The organism is Cellulomonas dongxiuzhuiae (assembly GCF_018623035.1).
Lineage (GTDB): Bacteria > Actinomycetota > Actinomycetes > Actinomycetales > Cellulomonadaceae > Cellulomonas > Cellulomonas dongxiuzhuiae.
On sequence record NZ_CP076023.1, the window covers coordinates 3,820,852 to 3,836,312 of the forward strand.

The 15,461-nt window shown below is 75.0% G+C and carries 18 protein-coding genes; 6 read left to right on the forward strand and 12 right to left on the reverse strand.

Translation table 11 applies throughout. The features are described 5' to 3' along the window. Positions 1-12 precede the first annotated feature (12 nt). The 7 genes from KKR89_RS17280 to KKR89_RS17310 form a co-directional block, all read right to left on the reverse strand. A complete protein-coding gene (locus tag KKR89_RS17280) occupies positions 13-936 on the reverse strand; it encodes an NADP-dependent oxidoreductase (protein ID WP_208196545.1) in 924 nt (307 codons plus the stop codon). Positions 937-989: 53 nt separating this feature from the next. Then, complete coding sequence (locus KKR89_RS17285; protein ID WP_243882963.1) at positions 990-1,202, reverse strand: VOC family protein; 213 nt, start codon at positions 1,200-1,202, stop codon at positions 990-992. 62 nt (positions 1,203-1,264) lie between these two features. After that, positions 1,265-1,576: a hypothetical protein gene (locus KKR89_RS17290; RefSeq protein WP_208196546.1), complete on the reverse strand. Its 312-nt coding sequence runs from the start codon at positions 1,574-1,576 to the stop codon at positions 1,265-1,267. A gap of 528 nt (positions 1,577-2,104) precedes the next feature. Then, positions 2,105-2,692, reverse strand: coding sequence for a TetR/AcrR family transcriptional regulator (locus tag KKR89_RS17295; RefSeq protein ID WP_208196547.1), 588 nt, complete (start codon positions 2,690-2,692; stop codon positions 2,105-2,107). A gap of 15 nt (positions 2,693-2,707) precedes the next feature. Further along, positions 2,708-3,391: an ABC transporter ATP-binding protein gene (locus KKR89_RS17300; RefSeq protein ID WP_208196548.1), complete on the reverse strand. Its 684-nt coding sequence runs from the start codon at positions 3,389-3,391 to the stop codon at positions 2,708-2,710. Further along, the gene (locus KKR89_RS17305) at positions 3,388-4,518 is read right to left on the reverse strand and encodes an FtsX-like permease family protein (protein ID WP_208196549.1); all 1,131 of its coding nucleotides are present in this window, start codon (positions 4,516-4,518) and stop codon (positions 3,388-3,390) included. The genes KKR89_RS17300 and KKR89_RS17305 overlap by 4 nt, the downstream gene beginning before the upstream one ends. An 81-nt stretch (positions 4,519-4,599) precedes the next feature. Then, on the reverse strand, positions 4,600-5,244 hold the full coding sequence (locus KKR89_RS17310; RefSeq protein ID WP_208196550.1) for a LysE/ArgO family amino acid transporter: 645 nt from the start codon (positions 5,242-5,244) through the stop codon (positions 4,600-4,602). A 70-nt stretch (positions 5,245-5,314) separates the two neighbouring features. Here KKR89_RS17310 and KKR89_RS17315 point away from each other — a divergent pair, with 70 nt between their 5' ends. Next, positions 5,315-6,214, forward strand: a complete 900-nt coding sequence (locus tag KKR89_RS17315) for a LysR family transcriptional regulator ArgP (protein ID WP_208196551.1) — start codon at positions 5,315-5,317, stop codon at positions 6,212-6,214. On the opposite strand, the gene KKR89_RS17320 is transcribed toward KKR89_RS17315, so the two are convergent. Next, positions 6,202-7,779, reverse strand: coding sequence for a DUF4153 domain-containing protein (locus KKR89_RS17320; RefSeq protein ID WP_208196552.1), 1,578 nt, complete (start codon positions 7,777-7,779; stop codon positions 6,202-6,204). The genes KKR89_RS17315 and KKR89_RS17320 overlap by 13 nt on opposite strands. Positions 7,780-7,880: 101 nt before the next feature. Next, entirely contained in the window at positions 7,881-9,077 is a 1,197-nt protein-coding gene (locus tag KKR89_RS17325) for a helix-turn-helix transcriptional regulator (protein WP_243882964.1), read from the reverse strand. 80 nt (positions 9,078-9,157) lie between these two features. Between KKR89_RS17325 and KKR89_RS17330 the strand changes: the two genes are divergently transcribed. Continuing rightward, on the forward strand, positions 9,158-9,733 hold the full coding sequence (locus KKR89_RS17330) for a mycothiol transferase (RefSeq protein WP_208196553.1): 576 nt from the start codon (positions 9,158-9,160) through the stop codon (positions 9,731-9,733). Positions 9,734-9,767: 34 nt separating this feature from the next. Continuing rightward, positions 9,768-10,199: a DUF3592 domain-containing protein gene (locus KKR89_RS17335; protein ID WP_208196554.1), complete on the forward strand. Its 432-nt coding sequence runs from the start codon at positions 9,768-9,770 to the stop codon at positions 10,197-10,199. A 49-nt stretch (positions 10,200-10,248) separates the two neighbouring features. Here KKR89_RS17335 and KKR89_RS17340 read toward each other — a convergent pair whose 3' ends face one another. Continuing rightward, a complete protein-coding gene (locus KKR89_RS17340; protein ID WP_208196555.1) occupies positions 10,249-10,434 on the reverse strand; it encodes a hypothetical protein in 186 nt (61 codons plus the stop codon). A 240-nt stretch (positions 10,435-10,674) separates the two neighbouring features. On the opposite strand from KKR89_RS17340, the gene KKR89_RS17345 reads away from it, so the two are divergent. Then, positions 10,675-11,046 (forward strand): VOC family protein, encoded by a 372-nt coding sequence (locus KKR89_RS17345; RefSeq protein WP_208196556.1) that lies wholly within the window; start codon positions 10,675-10,677, stop codon positions 11,044-11,046. Positions 11,047-11,062: 16 nt separating this feature from the next. On the opposite strand, the gene KKR89_RS17350 is transcribed toward KKR89_RS17345, so the two are convergent. Then, complete coding sequence (locus KKR89_RS17350; protein WP_208196557.1) at positions 11,063-11,530, reverse strand: GyrI-like domain-containing protein; 468 nt, start codon at positions 11,528-11,530, stop codon at positions 11,063-11,065. 211 nt (positions 11,531-11,741) lie between these two features. Here KKR89_RS17350 and KKR89_RS17355 point away from each other — a divergent pair, with 211 nt between their 5' ends. Beyond that, the gene (locus KKR89_RS17355; protein ID WP_208196558.1) at positions 11,742-12,608 is read left to right on the forward strand and encodes an oxygenase MpaB family protein; all 867 of its coding nucleotides are present in this window, start codon (positions 11,742-11,744) and stop codon (positions 12,606-12,608) included. Between the two features lie 237 nt (positions 12,609-12,845). Beyond that, positions 12,846-14,558, forward strand: coding sequence for a glucuronyl esterase domain-containing protein (locus KKR89_RS18440; RefSeq protein ID WP_251140941.1), 1,713 nt, complete (start codon positions 12,846-12,848; stop codon positions 14,556-14,558). Between the two features lie 124 nt (positions 14,559-14,682). Here the strand turns inward: KKR89_RS18440 and KKR89_RS17365 are convergent, their stop codons facing one another. Further along, entirely contained in the window at positions 14,683-15,426 is a 744-nt protein-coding gene (locus KKR89_RS17365) for a glycerophosphodiester phosphodiesterase (RefSeq protein ID WP_251140942.1), read from the reverse strand. Between the last annotated feature and the right edge of the window lie 35 nt (positions 15,427-15,461).

Here is a 15,461-nt window from a genome sequence, read left to right on the forward strand (position 1 = left end):
TCTCCGCGTCGGTCAGACGCGCACGACGACCTTGCCCCGCACGTGCCCCTCGGCCACGAGGTCGTGCGCCGCGGCCGCGTCCGCGAGGTCGAAGACCTGCGCCACGTCGACCTTCACCGCGCCGTCGTCGATCAGCCGCGTCAGCGCGTCGAGGTCCGCCGTGCTCGGCCGCACCCACACGTAGTGCCCGCCGAGCTCGTCGCGCGCAGCGGTGTCGACGATCGACGCGACCGTGCCGCCGTCGGCCAGGACCGCGCGCGTCGTCGGCACCAGGTCGTCCGAGCCGTAGTCGAGGACGACGTCGACGCCCTGCGGCGCCAGCGCGCGCACGCGCTCGACCAGGCCGTCGCCGTACTCGACCGGCTCGGCACCCAGGCCGCGCAGGTGCTCGTGGTTGCGCGCCGACGCGGTCCCGATGACGCGCGCCCCGCGGGCCCGCAGGATCTGCACGGCGAACTGCCCGACGCCCCCTGCCGCGGCGTGCACGAGCACCGTCTGCCCGTCGCGCACCCCGACGCGCACGATGGTCTGGTACGCCGTGAGCCCCGCGAGCGGCACCGCCGCGGCCTCCTCGAAGCTCAGCGACGCGGGCTTGCGCGCCAGCGTCCGCACGGGCGCGGAGACCAGCTCGGCGAACGTCCCGCCGTGCAGCCAGTCCTTGCGGACGTACCCGTAGACCTCGTCGCCGGCCGCCAGCTCCGGGGTGTCGAGGCCCGGCCGCTCGACGACGCCCGCCACGTCCCACCCCGGGATCGCGGGGAACTCGGTGTCGATGATCTGGTCGAGGTACCCGGCGCGGATCTTCCAGTCCACCGGGTTCACGGAGGCGGCACGTACCCGCACCAGGACGCTGTCGGAGCCGACCTTGGGCTCCGGCTGGTCGGTGAGCTGCAGGACGTCGCTGCCGCCGAAGCGGTCGTAGGTGATGGCTCGCATACCCCAGGGCAACCCCGTCGGGGGGCTCGCCTGTTCCCTCCCCGGTCGTCCGGTCACGTGCGGACGGGTGCGCTGCTGCGGCCGTGCCCGCGCCCCGACAGCTCGGCATCCCGGCCGCCGCGCTGGCCGAAGGCGCTGTCGTCGAGCTCGGTGACGACGGTCGCGCCGGCCGCCACCGCGCGCTCGAACGCGCGGTCCGCGTCGGGGACCCACACCCGCAGGAGGCTGGGCAGGACCGGCCAGTCGGGGCCCTTGGCGATCCTCACACCTGTGCCCGCCTTCAGGTGCGGCGATAGGGGAGGTCGGAAACGAGGCCGGTGTGTTGACCCTAGGGCGCCTGGCGACGTCGGGCCGCCTTCCGTACTGCGATGACGGTGACCGCGAGCAGGCCGGCCACCGCGCACACGGGCATCAGGAACACCAGGGCGAGCATGAGCATCCCGTTTGCGGGCTCGATGCTGATGCAGTTCATGGTCGAGTCCTGGCACGTGGGGGCGTCCGTGGTCAGCGACAGGACCACCCAGCCCACGAGTACAAGCACGGCGGGGAGTGCCCAGGTCAGTCCGAGAGCCCACAGGTACGGCTTCAGCCCGGTGCTGATCCGGATCCTCTCGGGCGGAACGGGGACGTCGAACTTCAAGGCCGTTCCCTTCAGGAGCGTCGTCGTGGTGCGTGACGTGTCGAGTGTGCCGTAGATCGGCACGACGGCCCGGGTTGGTTCTCGAGAGGGTCGACGGGGCATCTCCCCGGACGATGTCGGCGGACTCTGGAGCGAGCGGTCGTGACGCACCGGCCACGGAGATGTCCCTCATGCAACGAGCGGACCGCGCGGCGATGCTCCGTACTTCGACAGGCGGGTGCTCTGTGCACCCTGTTCTTCAAGGTAGCCCGCACAGGAGCCGTCGATCTGCGCCGCATCTCGACACCGTGGCCGATCGAGCCGTCCTCGACGGGCACGCGGGCGAGCTCCTCGCCGCCGAACACCGCCACGACGAAGTCCAGGAAGGCCCCGGTGTCGTCGGTCACCACCCAGGGGGCCACGGTCGTGCAGCCGCGGGGCGTCGTCCGCGTCATGGTGGAGCCTCCTCGTGTCCCCGGGTGCCGTGGGCGCCACGGTAGCGAGGGCAAGGGCCGAATCCTGTCCTCCTCTGCGGCGCCGTGGAGGAGCTCAACCCGCGCCGGGCGTCCCGACCGTCGAGGTCAGCAGCGTGCGCACCGCCCGCCGGACCGTCGGCACGTCCGCCCCGCCCTCGATCATCGCGCCGGCGCGCTGCACGACGGCGTTGACGAGCTGTGCGACGACCTCCGGGTCCGGGACCTGCGCGTCCCGCAGCACGCCGACGAGCGGCTCGACCAGCGCGGCGTGCATCTGCGCGATCCGCGGGTCGGCGAGCGCCCGCGGGTCGAACGACACGAGCGCCCGGATGACGGCGTGCTCGCCGTCCGCGACGAGCGTGAGGTTCGCGTCCGCGTAGGCGGCGATGCGGGCCGCGGGGTCCTCATGCGCGCCCGTGGCCGCCGCGATCGTCTCGCGCCAGCGCGGCAGGGCGTCCACGACGACGGCGCGGAAGAGCTCCTCCCGTGACGCGAAGTAGTGGTAGATGCTCGGACGTGCGAGCCCCGCCTTCGCGGCGACGTCCGCGAAGGTGGGCTCGACGTCGGGTGCGGCTGCGAGCAGCTCGCGGGTGGCGTCGAGGATCGCGCGCCGCTGGGCCTCGCGGTGCTCGGGCACCGTGCGCGCCGTGATGCGTGGCACGCGTCCTCCTGTTCGTCAGACGGCCGCGAGGCGTCCGTCCACCATCTCGAGCACGCGGTCGCAGTGCTCGAGCACGTCGTGGTCGTGCGTGACCATCACCGTAGCGACCCCGAAGTCGTGCGTCTGACGCGCGAGCAGCTCCACGATCTCGTGGCTGCGGCGCCGGTCGAGCGCCGCGGTGGGCTCGTCGACCAGCAGGACCGACGGGGAGGCGACCAGCGCGCGGGCGATCCCGACGCGCTGACGCTCACCGCCGGACAGCTTCCCGGGTCGGCGCTTCGCGTGGTCGGCCATGCCGACGGCGGCGAGCAGCTGCACGGGCGGCTTCACCGCGCGGCGCCCGGTGATCTTCTCGACCAGCCGCAGCTGGTCGATCGCCGTCAGCGCGGGCACGAGGTTGCCGGACTGGAAGACGAACCCGACGTTGTCGCGGCGGAAGCGCGCCAGGGCGGCACCCGACAGGCTGGTCAGGTCGGTCCCGCCGACGACGACGGAGCCGGAGGTCGGGCGCGTCAGACCGCCGGCGACCGCCAGCAGGCTGGACTTGCCGGCGCCCGACGGGCCGACGATCGCGACGATCTCCCCCGGGGTGACCGTCAGGTCGACGTGGTCGAGGGCGACGACCTGGCTGTCCCCGTCGCCGAAGGCGAGGGTGACGTCGCTCAGTGCGAGGCCGGTACGGGTGGTGGTGGCGGTCATCGGTTCTCTCCCAGCGCGGTCACGGGGTCGACACGGGCGATGCGGACGGTCGCGACGGCGGCGCCGAACAGGCCGAGGCCCAGCAGCAGCAGCGCACCGGTCGTGATGGGTCCGCTCTCCAGGGCGAACGGCATGCCCGTCCCGACGAGCAGCGACCCCAGGCCGAGGCCGACGGCCAGACCGACCCCGACGGACACGACCAGCAGGATCGCGGCCTGTGCCAGCCCGTCGCCGAGCAGGAAGCGCGTCGAGGCGCCCATGGCCCGCATGACGGCGAGCTCGCGGGTGCGCTGCACCGTCCACAGCGTGAAGAACGCACCGACGACGAGCGCGGAGATGGCGTAGAGGAAGCCCTGGATGAGCTGCATCGTCGTGATCTCGGCGGTGTAGCCGGGCGACGAGTCGTACGCCTCGGTGATCGTGCGGGCGGTCGTGCCGGCGGCGGCGTCACCGGCGGCGAGGTCCGGCAGCCTGCCGTCGACGCCGCGCAGCGCGACGACGCTCGCGGCGTCGTACGCCTCCGCGGTGGCCTGCTGGCCGGGCACGGTCGAGGAGTGGATCTCCTGCCAGGTGCGCAGGTGCAGGAAGCCGATGTCGACGTGGCCGAAGGTGCGCTGGTCGGTCGTGAAGCCGACGACCTCGAGCTCGGTGCCGACGCGGTCGATCGTCAGCACGTCACCGAGCTCGACGCCCTCGTCCTGGGCGGAGACGGACAGCACGACCTCGCGCTCGGCGGCGAGGGCACGGCCCTCGCCCGTGGCGGGCTCGACGAACCCGCCGGGCTCGACGCCGAACAGGGTGAGGTCGACCGGCGTCCCGTCGTCGTTCTTGGCGTTGACGATGGCGGTGCCGAGCAGCTCGGCGTCGGCGAAGTCGTCCCGGGCGGCCCAGGCGTCACGCTGGTCGGACGTCACGACGCTGCGGGTGAAAGCGGAGTCGGTCTTGGTGCCGACCTCGAACGCGACGGCGTCCAGCGGGCTGCGCTGCAGCCCCGAGACACCGTCGACCACGAGACCGGACGACAGACCGGAGAGCAGGACCATGAGGACGCTGATGAGTGCGACGACCGCACCCATCAGGCCGAACCGGGTGCGCGCGAAGGCGAGCTCGCGCAGTGCGAGGAACACGGGTGAGACCTCTCGGTGGACAGTTTGTTGACGCTATGTCCACATCTTATCGACGCCGCGTCGACAACTTGTCGCTCCCGGTCACGATGTGACGAGGTCCACAACCAGCCCCACCGCGATGGCGACCATGACGCACGCGATGACGACGTCGAGCACGCGCCACGCCACCGGCCGGGCGAACACGGGCCGCAGCAGCGCCGCGCCGTACCCGAGCGCCGTGAACCACACCACGCTCCCCACGGCGGCGCCGGCCGCGAACCACCACCGTGCGTCCCCGTGCCCCGCCGCGACCGAGCCCAGGAGCACCACGGTGTCGAGGTAGACGTGCGGGTTGAGCCAGGTCAGCGCGAGGGTCGCCGCCACCAGGCCTCCCACCCCGACCGCGCCCGCCGCAGGCGCGCGGGCCGGAGCCCGGTCGGCGGCGTCGACGACGAGGGCCGCGTCCCCGCGGACGGCGCGGCGCGCCGCGAGCGCGCCGTACGCGAGGAGCACCGCCGCCCCCGCGAGGGTCATGACGACCGTGAGCGTGCGGCTCGCCGCGATGACCGCGCCCACCCCGGCGGTCCCGGCGGCGATGAGCAGCACGTCGGAGACCGCGCAGATCGCGACGACGAGCCCCACGCGCTCGCGCCGCAACCCGTACCGCAGGACGTGCGCGTTCTGCGCACCGATGGCGACGATCAGACCCAGCCCGAGGCCGAGGCCCGCCCACGCAGAGCTCCACATGGGGACGACGGTAGGCCGCGCTGCGCCGTCAGCCCAGCGAAAGTTCTGCACGCAGCATTAGCGTGGCTGCATGAGCGACTGGGACCTGGGCCAGCTGCGCGCGCTGGCGGCCGCCGCCGACCTCGGCACGTTCGACGCCGCCGCGCGAGCCCTGCACGTCACGCCTTCGGCCGTCAGCCAGCGCATCAAGGCGCTCGAGCAGACCGCGGGCGCCGTCCTGCTGCGCCGCGACCGCCCCGTGCGCCCGACGGCGGCGGGCGAGCCGCTGGTCCGCCTGGCCCGCCAGCTCGACGCGCTCACCGCCGACGCCACCCGCCACCTGACCGGCGACGCCGCCGTCCCGCACGTGACCCTCGCGATCAACGGCGACTCCCTCACCACGTGGGTGCTGCCCGCGCTCGCCCCGCTCGCCGGCCGCGTCGCGCTGCACGTCGTCCGCGAGGACCAGGAGCGCTCGGCCGAGCTGCTGCGCGACGGCTCCGTGATGGGCGCGGTGACGTCGCAGGCGGTCGCGGTGCAGGGGTGCCGGGTCGAGCCGCTGGGCGTCATGCGCTACCGGCCGCTCGCGGCGCCCGCGTTCGCGGCCCGGTGGTTCGGGGACACCCGGGCGTCCGAGGGTGTGCGGGCCGCGGCGCTCGCCGCCGCCCCGGTCGTCACCTTCGACGCCGACGACCGGCTGCAGGACCGGTGGCTGCGCCGGCGGCGCGTCGACCCGGCACGTCCGCCCCGGCACCGCGTCCCCGCGTCGGCGGACTTCGCCGCGGCCGTGCGACTCGGCTTCGGGTGGGGCATGCTGCCGGGCGAGCAGGCCGACGACGACGAGCGCGCCGGCCGCCTGGTGCGGCTCGCCGACGACGCGGTCGACGTGCCCCTGTACTGGCAGCAGTGGTCACTGCGCACGGACGCGCTGGACGCCGTCGCCGACGCGCTGCGCACGGCCGCCGCGGACCTGCTCCCTCAGCGCGTGTGACCGTCCCACTGCGCGCACGTCTCGCTGTCGGTGACGTCGACCTCCTGGTCCTCGAACGCGAGGATCCGCGCCGCACGCCACCGTGACAGGTTGGCGTCGGCGATGCCGGTCGGCACCGCCACCTCGCGGAACGCGAGCGCGCACGTCCGCAGCGGCTCGTCCAGCGCGTCGAGCGCGGGGACCGCGTCCGCGGACAGCCCGCGCAGGTAGCTCAGGTCGAGCTGCTCGCGCGCCTCGGCGGTCGTGTTGTGCCGCACGATCTGCGCGTCCGGGTCCGCGAGCGCGAGCCCCAGCATCGCGACCGCGACGACCTGCACCACGGCGACCGGGAGCCACGTCCCCCGCCAGCGGATCCCGGCCACCATCACCAGCACGAGGATCGCCGCGAGCGCGACCTCGGCGACCAGCACGAGCAGCCGCAGCCGGGTCAGCCCGAACACCTCGACGTACAGGTCCATGCGCCGCAGCGCGGAGGCGACGACGCCGAGCGTCCCCACGCACAGCACCCCGAGCGCGACCCGGGACACGAGCCGGTCCCCCGGGGTCGCGCGCGGCGCACGGCGGGCGGCGACCCCGACCACGACCAGCGTGAGCGCGGTGACGACGACGAGCTGCGCGAAGCCCTGCCGCGCGTACTGCGCGTAGCTGAGCCCGAGGGTCTCGAGCACGTGCCGGTGACCGTCGACCAGGGCACCCACCTGGACGAGGACGAACGCCAGGACGAGGGCCGCGAGGGCGCCGACCGGCAGCAGCCACTCACCGCGGCGCGCGGGGCGCCCCTCGGGCAGCCGGTGGTCGGACCAGCCGGGCGGCGCGACCGCGAGGTGCGCGAGCGACGCCGTGAGGAGCGCGACGAGCACGCCGGCGACCACGCGCGCGGGGAGCATCCCGACGTCGAGGCTCGGCAGGTAGCTCGCGAAGACGCTGTCCGCGCTGGCGAACAGGGCGCCGAACACGAGCAGCAGCGCCACGGTGACGGCGACGCTGCGCAGGGCGACGAGCAGCTGCGCGCGCCGCGTCCCCAGGAGCGTGCCGACGCCGTTGCGGACCCACGGCACGGCCCGCAGGGCGCCGGAAGCCCAGGTCAGCGGGCTGAGGAGCACCGCGGGCGCGCTGCTCGCCGACGTCGCGGCCACCATGCCCGCGAGGACGGCGACGACGACGCACAGCGCGAGGACCCACCCGGCGTCGCGCACCGCGACCATGGCCACGAGGGCGACCGCGAGCGCGGCCGTCACGAGCGCGTTCCACGCCCGGCGCCGCACCAGGGCCGGCACCGCCGCACCCCACACCGCGAGGGCGACGAGGGACGTGCCGAGGCCCGGCAGGTCGGCGACGAGCAGCACGCCCCCGAGCACCCCGACGACCGCGCTGACCGCGAGCGCGGGGGCGGGTGCCGGCACGGTGCGCGCCGCCCAGAACGCGTCGCGCGCGAGCGTGAACCTCGTGGGCGGCGAGGGCGCAACGGCGGGCGCCCGCCAGGCCGGGTGCGGCGGCGCCGCGACGCCCGTCGGCCCGGCCGGTGGCGGATCGGTCGGGGCGGTGGGCTCACCGGCGTCGCTCATGGCGACACCGTAGGTTCCGGTCACGGCGGCCGTGCGCCGTTCCACGTGAGAGATCGCCGCGTGCGCGTGCAGGTTCTGTGACGACCCGGTGGACGCGGCGGTCAGGGCGTCGCGGGGCTCGAGAAGGAGCGCCGCAGCACGCCGTCGGCGGTGACGACGTCCTCTGCCCGGACCCGGTCCGGTGCGGAGGTCGGGCGCACGCGGTGGGCACGCGCACCACCTGCACCCCGCGGGACCCGCGTCGAACCCTCAGGGGCGGCGCCCGCGTCGATGGCTCCAGCCGGTCGGGTGACGTCGCGCCCGCCGGCAGCGGCCGGGACAGGCGGCGTCGACCCGACGCCGTCGGCCACCGCCGCCGCGAGCCGTGCGCCGACCTCGCGCACGCACGCCCGCAGCTCCGGACCGCCCACGACCCGGAACGGCACGGGGACGGCGACCAGCTGCTGCGCGTACCAGGCGGGGTTGCTCGTCGTGGCGACCAGCCGGGTCGTCGTCGGGCCGACGGGCTCGACGCGCCCCAGTCCGGCGGGCAGCCGGCGCACGACGTCCGCGTGCTCGGCCTCGACCAGGACGTCGACGTCGTACTCCCACCCCTGCGCCAGGTGCTCCTCGAGCAGTGCGACGGGGTCGGCCTCCGGGGCCGGTGCGGCCGTCCCCGGCAGCGACTGCACCGTGAGCACCCGGTCGACCCGGTAGGTGCGCACGGCGTCGCCGTCGTGGCGCCGGCACACGAGGTACCAGCGCCCGTGCCGCACGACGACCGACCACGCGTCGACGTCGGCGTCCCACTCGCGCCCGGACTCCGAGCGGTACCGCACGCGCACGGGCCGGCGGTCCGCGCACGCCTGCACGAGCGCCGCGGTGACGGCGGGGTCGGGACGGGCGGCCGCACGGTCGGGTGCGGCCGCCGTGGACCGGCGCACCACGGCAGCCTGCGCGGCGACGGGCTGCGGGAGGGCGCGCAGCAGCTTGTCGAGAGCGGACGCCACGGGGTCGGTCCGGTCGCGCACGTCGTGGTGCCCGTCCAGCACCGCCATGACGAGGCCGAGCGCCTCGTCGGCGCCGAACACCAGCGGCGGCAGCCGCACGCCGCGCCCCACCCGGTACCCGCCGTAGGGGCCGCGCACCGACGTCACGGGGATCCCGGCCTCCCGCAGGAGCGCGACGTACCGGCGCGCCGCCCGCTCGGACACCCCCAGGTGGGCGGCCAGGTCCGCCGCGGTGAGGCCCGGCCGGGCGTGCAGCTCGGAGAGCGCCAGCAGGGCGCGGGACGTGGGGCTGGTGTCGCGGGTCGTCATGCCGCCCCCTGCGCGGTTGGCGGGACGCCGTCCGGAGAACCGGCAGCGGATCGTCCGGAACCCACCCTACGGTCGCTCGCATGACCGACACCACCCCCCAGGGGATCCCACAGCTGGACACGACCATCGACGAGCCCGGGCTCGACGCGGGCGAGGTCGAGCTCGCGCTCTTCATGCTCGAGCGCACGCGCGCCACCTTCGCCTGGAAGGTCGGCGGGCTCGACGCCGAGGCGCTGCACCGCGCCTTCCCGCCGTCGGAGATGACTCTCGCCGGCCTCGTCAAGCACATGACGTTCGTCGAGGACGACTTCGTCGCCCGCAGGCTGGGCGCCGGCGGCTACGGCAAGCCGTGGCACCACACGACCCCCGACGACTGGCCCGGCTACGACTGGCGATCGGCCGCCGACGACTCCCCCGCCGACCTGTACCGCTGGTGGCAGGAGGCGGTCGAGCGGGCGCGCACGGCGTGGACGCGCGTCACCGCCGACGGCGGCCTCGACGAGCCCGCGGACATCGAGTGGGACGAGGGCGGCCACCCCAACCGGCGCCGCATGCTGGTGGACCTCAACGCGGAGTACGCGCGCCACCTCGGGCACGCGGACCTGTTCCGCGAGGCGATCGACGGACTCGTCGGGGAGGACCCGCCGCAGGGTTGACCGACCACCGGGCGCCGGCCGCTACCGTGTGCCCGTGTCCACGTCCTCGGCCCTCGTCCTCGCCTGCGTCGGGAGCCTCGTGCTCGCCGTCGTCCTGGCCGTCCTGGGGTTCCGCGCCCTCGCCGCGGCGCGGGGCGTGCGCCGCGTGCAGGTGCCCGCGCGGCTGCTGTCGGAGTCGCCGAGCCCTGGCGGCGAGTTCGTCGACGTCGAGTACCCCGCGCCGGACGGCCGGACGCTGCGCGCCCGGATGCACGTCTTCCGCGTCCACGCGCCCGGGCAGCCGTACGTCTTCGACGGGACCGTGTGGGTCGACCCGGCGCGACCGACCGACGTCACGCCACGGCGGCAGGGGCGCACGGCGGGTGCGGTGACGACGCTCGTGCTCGCGGGCGTCGCGCTGGTCGCGGCCCTCGGCACCGGCATCGGTGCGGCGGTCGTGCGGTTCGCGGACTCGCTGCCGTCCTGACGTCCGGGCGTCCGGCTTCCGGGCGTCGGCGCAACGACCGGTCGTGACGTCAGGCCGGCGCGCCCGCCGTGGGCGGGAACTCAGGGGCGCGACCACCGAAGAAGCACTCGCACGGCCCCTCGAGGTGACGGAAGGGCGTGCCGGGACGGGCCGCGCAGGGGACCGGCGCGACGGGCGTGCGCTCCGCGCGCACGTCACGGGGGTCCGGCAGCAGGAGCGGCAGCAGCGCGGGCATCGTGTCCTCCGTCCCCCCGGTCGTGGTGGTGCCGACACCGTCGAGGAGTGCCGGGCGGGTGCGAACGTACACCGCTGCCGGCCCCTCGCTCCTGCATCGGCACGCACAGCATGCCGCCGGACACCTGCGCCCGGGTGGGACCTCGGGCCGCCGGATGTCGGACCCCGGCCCTAGCCTGGAAAGCGACAGATCGGACAGGCTGCCCGGCGGTGCCGGGGCGGCAGGAGCGGAGGCACGGACATGGCGCACGGCGACATCACGCACATCGACATCCCGGTCGGCGACGTCCAGGCGGCGTCGCAGTTCTACGGGACGCTGTTCGGCTGGCAGATCGCCGAGATCCCCGGTTTCGAGAGCTACCCGATGTGGTCGGCCCCGAACGGGATCAGCGGCGGCGGCCTGGCCCCGCGCAGCGAGGGGTTCACCGCACCGCGCAGCTACGTCGAGGTGGACTCGATCGACGCGGTGCTGGCGCGGGTCGCGGAGCTCGGCGGTGAGGTCCGGGCACCGAGGACGCCGATCGACGACACCAGCTGGTGGGCCTCGTTCGTCGACCCCGACGGCAACGAGATCGGGCTGGTCGAGGGGACGACCGGCGGCGGGGCGGCCTGAGCCGATCCGCCCCGCGTCAGGCGTCGACGCTCAGCGGCAGCACCAGCCGGGTGATGTTCAGGTCGGGGTCGCCGTCCGGCGCCGGGTCGGTGACGTACTCCTCCCAGAAGTCGCCGCGACCCTCGACGCCGAGCTCGGCGCGCTCCTTCTCGAGCCGCTCCCACGCGTCGGCCAGGGCGTCGTAGGGGCCGGTGTGGATGAGCACGAGCGCGGCGCCCCCGGGCATCTCGCTCACCTCGACGTCCTCCCACGTCCCCAGGGCCGCACCGTCGACGACGAAGCCGGCCGTGAGGTCGACCGAGTCGGTCGGCATCCGGTGGTACCAGCCGAAGGCCGGACCCGCGAGCGTCCACCCCTCGCGCCCGGCCGCCGCCGTGACCTGCGCGTAGGCGGTGTCGTAGAACTCGGTCAGCCGTGACATCGGCACCGTCGACCGCACGGCGGCGATCGTGACGGCGGGCAGGTCGGTCCGGGTGCACTCCATTGTCGTCCCCCTCGTGATCGGACGCGCGTCCGTGTCCATCCTCACTGACCGCGGCCGACAGGGGAACCCATCGGGGAGCATCCGGTGGCCTGTCCCGCGGACTGGAACCGTTCGGGCGCCCCGCCGGCCCCGACGCGGCCGTGCGGGGCGGGTCCGGTGCCGGGGCACCCCCGGGGACGACGTCCGGTCCGCCGGTACGTACCGTGGGGGCGTGACGCTCGTCGACCCCGTCCGACGCTGGCGCGCCCGCTCCGGCGAGGCGCTCTTCCTGCGTGTCGCCGGCCCTCACGGGCAGCGCAGCCGCGCGCGCATCCACGGCCGTCCCGGCGCCCGGTGGTTCGGCCCCGACGCCGCGGTACGGGTCGTCCACGGCGACGCGTCCATGTTCGTCGGCGGGCTGCGCTCGCTGCTCCTGCAGTCGCTGCACCCCGCCGCGATGGCGGGCGTCGCGAGCCACTCGGACTTCCGCGACGACCCGTGGGGCCGCCTCGCCGGCACGAGCACCTTCCTGGCCACCACCGTGTTCGGGACAGCCGACGACGCCCAGGCCGCGGTCGACGCGGTGCGCACGATCCACGCGCGCGTGCGCGGCGTGACGCCCGAGGGCATCGCGTACGCGGCCGACGACCCGGACCTGCTGCGCTGGGTCCACGTCGCGGAGATCGAGAGCTTCCTCGTCGCGCACACGCGGTACGGCGCCCACCCGCTGAGCCCCTCGCGGGCCGACGAGTACGTGGCGCAGACCGCACGCGTCGGGCGCGCGCTGGGCGCCGTGGACGTCCCGGAGACGGTCGCCGGGCTCCGGGACGCGATCGAGGGCTACCGGCCCGTGCTGCGCGCGACGCCCGCCGCGCTCGACGCGGCCGAGTTCCTGCTGCGCGAGCCGCCCGTGCCGTGGACGCTGCGGCCGGGGTACGCGGCGCTCGCCGCCGCCGCCGTGGAGTCCCTGCCGGGCTGGGCGGCCCGCGCGCTGGGGCTCCCTCGCCCGGGCCGGGTCCGGGTCGCGGCCGCGCGCGCCGCCGGGCACGGTGCGACGCGCACGGTGCGGTGGCTGCTCGCGGGTCAGCCCGAGGGCTGAGGCGCCGGGCCGGAGGCCCGCGGTCCCCGCGGAGGGCGACTGCGGACCGCTCGGAAGCGGCCCCCGGGGCTCCCGGATGGCAAACACCGTTGCCCCCGGGCCATAAGGGTTTAGGCCCGTTGACCCGACATGGAAAACGTTTGCAGAGTGTCGCTCGACCCTGGGAGCAGTGCCGCTCACCCGCCGTCGTCGACCCGAGCGCCCCCCTCCCGCCACCCCCACGGAGGGAGAGACCCGGTGAGAACCACGGGCCGCTCGAAGTCCCGCCCCGCACTGGTCGTCATGACGTCGTTGGCGCTCGCCGCCGCCGTCGTCGTGGCCGACGTGCCCCACGCCCCACCCGCGCAGGCGGCACCGTTCGTCGAGGCCGTCGAGAACGCCGGTGCCGACTGCACGTTCCCGTCCCTGCCTGCCACGGCGTCGAGCTCGCGGCTGCCCGACCCGTTCCGGCGGGCCGACGGCACGCGCATCACCACCAAGGCGGACTGGCGCTGCCAGCGTGAGCTGACCAGGCGCCTGATGGAGCGGTACGTCTACGGCGAGAAGCCGGGCAAGCCGGCGTCCGTGACCGGGAGCGTCACCAGCTCCCGGATCACGGTCAACGTCTCCCAGAACGGCCGCTCGACCAGCTTCTCGGCGAACGTGTCGCTGCCCAGCGGCAACGGGCCCCACCCGGCGGTCGTGGTCTACGGCGGGTTCGGCGGCGACACCGCCACGATCCGCAGCTCGGGTGCCGCGGTGATCAGCTTCGACCCCTACGTCGTGGGCAAGGAGGGCACCGGGCGGGCCAACAAGCAGGGCGCGTTCTACGACATCTACGGCTCGAACAGCCAGACCGGCCTGCTCATGGCCTGGGCGTGGGGCGTCAGCCGCATCATCGACGTCATCGAGGCCTCCGGCGGCTCGATCCTCAGGGCCGACGCCACCGGCGTGACCGGGTGCTCACGCTTCGGCAAGGGCGCCATCGTCGCCGGCGCGTTCGACCAGCGCATCGCCCTGACCATGCCCATCGAGTCCGGCACCGCGGGCGTGCCGATCTTCCGCGGCATCCCCGGCGAGGGCGCACAGTCCCTGAGCAGCGCCTACGGCGAGCAGCCCTGGTTCGGCGACGCGTTCGGGTCCTCCACCGGCAACCCGAACAACCTGCCCGTGGACACCCACCAACTCCTCGGGCTGGTCGCACCGCGCGGCCTGTTCATCATGGACAACCCGCACATCGCCAACCTCGGCCCGCGCTCGGCGAGCGTCGCCGCGCTCGGCGGCGCCGAGATCTACAAGGCCCTGGGCGCCGGCAGCAACATCACGTACTGGTCCGACGTCGCCGACGGCAGCCACTGCGCCAACCGCCCCGAGTGGCGCACCCCGCTGCAGCAGAACATCCAGACCTTCCTGCTCGGCACCGGCACCCCGAACGGCCAGATGCGCATCTCCAGCCGCGCCGCAGGCAACCTGTCGCAGTGGATCGACTGGACGACGCCGACGCTCACGGACGGCCCCCGGCCGACCCAGACGCCGACGCCGACCGTCACGCCCACGCCGACGGTCACGCCGACCCCGACGCCATCGGTCACGCCCACGCCGTCGGTCACGCCCACGCCGACGCCATCGGTCACGCCCACGCCATCGGTCACGCCCACGCCGACGACGGGCCCCACGACGGCACCCGGTGGCTGCTCCGCCGTCGTGTCGCTGAACCAGTGGAACGGCGGGTTCGTCGCGACCGTGAGGATCACCGCAGGCTCGTCGGCGCTCAACGGCTGGACGACCACGGTCGCGCTGCCCGCCGGCGCGGGCGTCAGCAACTCCTGGAGCTCGGTCGGCAGCGGGTCGAGCGGCACGGTCCGGTTCACCAACGCACCGTGGAACGGGTCGGTGGGAGCGGGCCAGTCCACCGAGTTCGGCTTCCAGGGCACGGGCAACGGCCAGGGCCTCACGGCCACCTGCGCGTGACCTGACGGGTCGACCTGACGGGTCGCACCCGCCCCGGCCGGCGTGACGCCGCACCGGGCCCCCCGGACCACCGGGGTGTGAAGCGTTGCTGCCGGACTCCGGCACCAACGCTTCACACCCCGTGTCACCCGCGCGCGGCCAGCCAGCCGGCCAGGCGGTCCGGGCGGTCGGTGATGATCTCGTCGACGCCCAGCTCGACGGCCGCGGACCAGTGCGCCACGTCGTTCAGGGTCCACACCGCCACCTGCAGCCCCGCGTCGTGCAGCCGCGCCACCAGCCCGGGATCCCGCAGGACCGCCCGGCCGTGGGGGTTGGCCATACGGACGTCGAGGGCGGCGCACACGTCGAGCACGTCGCCGCCCACGTCCTCCAGCAGCAGGCCGCGCCGCAGGCCCGGGTCCGCCTCGCGCAGCGCCGCGACCGTGCGCGGGGAGAAGCTCTGCACCACGACGCGCGACGCCAGGCCCGCGTCCCGCAGCGGGCGCGTGACGCGCGCTGCCTCCTCGGGCGTCCACTCGCCCTTGACCTCGCAGAGCAGGTCGACGGACGGGTGCCGCAGCAGCAGGTCGACGACCTCCTCGAGCACCGGTACACGCTGCCCGGCGTAGGCCGGCGAGAACCACGAGCCGGCGTCGAGCGCCCGCACCTCGGCGAGCGTCGTGCCGTCGAGCCGGCCGGACCCGGACGTCGTCGCGTCGAGCGTGTCGTCGTGGATCACCACGACGTGCCCGTCGGCGGTCAGCTGCACGTCGAGCTCGATCGCGTCGGCGCCCGCGCGGGCGGCGGACTCGAACGCCGCGAGGGTGTTCTGCGGCGCGACCCAGGAGCTCCCCCGGTGCGCGACGACCCTGGTCACGTGCGGCTCCACGTCCCCACGGTAGGCCGTCCTGGCCGCGCGGCGGT